Origin of the sequence: Streptomyces sp. 13-12-16, assembly GCF_002114215.1 — a bacterium.
Taxonomy (GTDB): domain Bacteria; phylum Actinomycetota; class Actinomycetes; order Streptomycetales; family Streptomycetaceae; genus Streptomyces.
The window spans coordinates 3,690-6,538 of sequence record NZ_NCTE01000786.1 but is presented as its reverse complement, the minus strand read 5'-3'; the positions used below and the strand labels follow the sequence as shown (position 1 = coordinate 6,538).

Annotated in this window: 3 protein-coding genes; all 3 read right to left on the bottom strand. The window is 69.3% G+C overall.

Features of this window, described 5'->3' with window-relative positions; all coding sequences use genetic code 11:
- A partial coding sequence (locus B7767_RS28935) for a glycoside hydrolase family 3 protein (protein ID WP_085574743.1) occupies window positions 1-1,092 on the bottom strand: 1,092 nt, incomplete at its 3' end.
- 9 nt (window positions 1,093-1,101) lie between these two features.
- A complete protein-coding gene (locus tag B7767_RS28930; protein ID WP_085574742.1) occupies window positions 1,102-1,932 on the bottom strand; it encodes a carbohydrate ABC transporter permease in 831 nt (276 codons plus the stop codon).
- Window positions 1,929-2,849, bottom strand: a 921-nt coding sequence (locus B7767_RS28925; protein WP_085574741.1) for a carbohydrate ABC transporter permease, incomplete at its 5' end; no start/stop codon positions are given. The genes B7767_RS28925 and B7767_RS28930, both read right to left, overlap by 4 nt.

Sequence of the window (2,849 nt, the reverse complement as noted above, 5' to 3'; positions counted from 1 at the left end):
GGTGACGGTGACCGCGCGGCGGGCCGCCGTGAGGCCGATCTCCGGCTCGGGCTCGACGGCCGCGGCCGGGGAGCGCCGTACGCCCGCGGTCCAGTCGGCCAGGGCGCGCACCCGGGCGGCGGCGTCGGCGAGCCGCTCCTCTGGGAGCTCGCCGGAGCGTACGGCGTTCACCAGCGCGTCCTGGAGGCTCTGTACGGTGCCCTCGTCGCACAGCCCGCCGCCCACGCAGATCGCGTCGGCGCCGGCGGCGATGGCCAGGACGACCCCGTGCTCCAGGCCGTAGGTGCCGGAGATGGCGCGCATCTCCATGCCGTCGGTGACGATCAGGCCGTCGTAGCCGAGTTCGCCGCGCAGCAGGTCGGTGAGGATGCGCCGGGAGAGCGTGGCCGGGCGGTCCGGGTCGAGGACCGGCACCCGGATGTGGGCGCTCATGACGGCGCGGGTGCCGGCCGCGATCGCCGCCCGGAACGGCTGGAGTTCCCGTTCGTGCAGCGTCGTGGCGTCGAGGTCGATGTGCGGGATCGCGTGGTGGGAGTCGACGCTGGTGTCGCCGTGGCCGGGGAAGTGCTTGGTGCAGGCGGCGACGCCGGTGGACTGCAGGCCCTCGACGTAGGCGGCGGTGTGCCGGGCGACCAGGGCGGTGTCCCCGCCGAAGGAGCGCACGCCGATCACCGGGTTGTCGGGGTTGGCGTTGACGTCGGCGGACGGCGCCCAGTTGAAGTTGACCCCGCACTCGGCGAGCCGGCGGCCCAGTTCACGGGCGACGCCCCGGGTCAGACCGGTGTCGTCGACCGCGCCGAGTGCGTGGTTGCCGGGGAAGGAGGAGCCGGTGCGGACCTCCAGGCGGGTGACGTCGCCGCTCTCCTCGTCGATGGCGACCAGCAGGTCGTCCCGTTCGGCGCGCAGTTGCGCGGTGAGGGCGGTGACCTGTTCGGCGGTGGTGACGTTGCGGCCGAAGAGGGCGACGGAGGCGAGGCCCTCGGCCAGCCGCCGGCGCACCCAGTCGGGCGCGGTGGTGCCGGCGAAGCCCGGCTGCAGTACGGCGAGCGCGTCCCGGGTGAGGGTGTCGGTGCCGGTGGTGGTTGTCGTCATCGGGGGGCGTTATCCCTTCACGGCGCCCGCGGTGAGGCCGCTGACGGCCTTGCGCTGCAGGTAGACGAAGAGGATCAGGATCGGGATGGCGAACAGGGAGGAGGCGGCCATGGTCGCGCCCCAGTCGTCGCCGAAGACGGTCTGGAAGCTGGACAGCCACAGGGGCAGGGTCTGCGCCTCGGCCTCCTTGTTGAGCACCAGCACGAGCGGGAACTCGTTCCAGGCGGTGATGAAGCCGAACATCGAGGTGGACATCAGGCCCGGCGCGAGCAGCGGCAGGATGACCCGGCGGAACGCGGTGAAGCGGCTGCAGCCGTCGACCATCGCCGCCTCCTCCAGCTCCTTCGGCACGGCGGCGACGAAGCCGCGCAGCGTCAGGATGGTGAAGGGCAGGATCATCATCATGTAGAAGGCCGTGAGCGGCACCAGGCTGTTCAGCATCGAGGCGTCCCGCACGATCATGTAGATCGCGATGACCATGACCTCCCAGGGCGCCATCTGGGCGAGCATGAAGCCGATGATGAAGCCGCGCCGTCCCTTGAACCGCATCCGCACCAGGGTGAAGGACGTGACCAGGGCGATGATCAGTGAGAAGACGACCGCGAGGACGGTGACGATCAGCGAGTTGCCGACGAACGTCCAGAAGTTGTCGACGCCGATCGCGGTCTCGAAGTGCTCGAGGGTGACGTCGGTCGGGAACCAGACCGGGTTCTCCGAGATGATGTCGCCGGTCGGTTTGAACGCCGTGGCGAACATCCAGTACACGGGGAAGACGAGGCCGATGAACAGGACGACGGCCGTGACGTTGGGCCACAGGCGGCCGAAGAGCGAGCGCTTCACAGCTCGTCCTCCTCTTGCTTGAGCACGATCCTGAGGTAGTAGGCGGTCAGGCCGAGCAGGATCAGGATGGTCAGGACGGCGATCGCCGCACCCATGCCGTAGTGCTGGTTGCCGACGCCCTCGACGTAGGCGTAGACGGGCAGGATCTCGGTGAGCCGGTCGGGGCCGCCGCCGTTGAAGGTGAGGACCTGGACGAACGCCTTGAAGACCCAGATGATCTCCAGGAACGTCGTCGCGTAGAGGAACGGCCGCAGGAACGGCATGGTGACCGTGGCGAAGCTCCGCCAGGCGCCGGCGCCGTCGAGGGACGCGGCCTCGTAGAGCTCCTTCGGGATGGTGGTGGTCGCCGCGTAGAGGTTGATCGCGACGAACGGGACGGACATCCACACGATCAGCAGGGTGATGACGAAGAACGTCGACATCTGGGTGCTGGTCCAGCTGTAGTCGGCCATGGAGTGCCAGCCGAGCTTGTCCAGGACCCAGTTGACGACGCCGAAGCGCTGGGCGAACAGCCACTGGTAGACGGTGGTGGCGGCCACGACGGGCATCGCCCAGGCGAGCACCAGGCCGAACAGCAGGGTGAACCTCATCCGCTTGCCGAGGCGGGCGAGCAGCAGGCCGATCAGCGTGCCCAGGACCATGATCAGGGCGACGTTGGCCGCCGTGAACAGGAGCGAACGGAGGGTGACCCGCCAGAAGTCCTCGCCGGTGAGGACCTCCTTGTAGTTGTCGACGCCGTTCCATTCGGTGACGTGCTGGATCAGCTGCGCCATGTTGAGGTTCTGGAAGGACAGCAGCAGGTCCTTCACCAGTGGCCAGCCGAGCAGCAGCACGGTGGCCGCGACGGCGGGCAGCAGCAACAGGTACGGGGCGAGCGCGCCGGTGCGCGACGCGGCTCTCGGTTTCTGCCTGCCGGG